The 540-nt window shown below is 70.6% G+C and carries 2 protein-coding genes; one reads left to right on the forward strand and one right to left on the reverse strand.

Annotation, left to right across the window (positions count from 1 at the left end):
* The coding region (locus AACY52_RS29860) for a hypothetical protein (protein WP_339561312.1) at nucleotides 1-340 on the forward strand (340 nt) is incomplete at its 5' end.
* On the opposite strand, the gene AACY52_RS29865 is transcribed toward AACY52_RS29860, so the two are convergent.
* A partial coding sequence (locus tag AACY52_RS29865; protein WP_339561313.1) for a hypothetical protein occupies nucleotides 330-540 on the reverse strand: 211 nt, incomplete at its 5' end. The two genes, AACY52_RS29860 and AACY52_RS29865, sit on opposite strands and share 11 nt — an antisense overlap.

Consider the following 540-nt stretch of genomic DNA (forward strand, 5'->3'; position numbering starts at 1 on the left):
CGCCGCGCTCGCCACGCTCGACGCCGCGCCGCCCGCCTCGGCACAGAGCGACCGCGACCGGATCGGCCTGCTCCGCGCGCGCATTCTCGATGCGCTGGGGCGCAAGGACGAGGCGCTCGAGCTCTATGCCGATCTCGTCACACGCCTGCCGGGCGAGGAAGGGCGCTGTCGCTATGCCGCGCTGCTGCTCGAACAGGGCTGGGACAAGAAGGCGCGCGAGGTGCTGGAAGAGGTCGAGGTGCGGATGAAGCTGCTCGACCGCCAGCAACGCGCTGCCGAGGCGGAAATGTACCGCTGGGCGATGGCGCGGCTGGGCGAGTTGCGCGCGGTCAAGGCGTAAGCGGCCGCCCGGCATCGGCGAACGCCTGCGCAACGGCGGTGATGCTGGCGAGCACGCCATCGGGGCGGCGCAGGCCGATTAGATCGCCGAGCAACAGGCGGGCGCGATCGGGGGCGGTCTCCACGCGTTCGATGATCTTTAGGATCGTCGCCTCCGACGCGGTCATCCGCATGCAGCAACATGGCGCGATCGTGATCGGG

The sequence above is a fragment of the Pseudomonas sp. EA_65y_Pfl1_P113 genome, assembly GCF_963970525.1.
GTDB lineage: Bacteria > Pseudomonadota > Gammaproteobacteria > Pseudomonadales > Pseudomonadaceae > Aquipseudomonas > Aquipseudomonas tritici.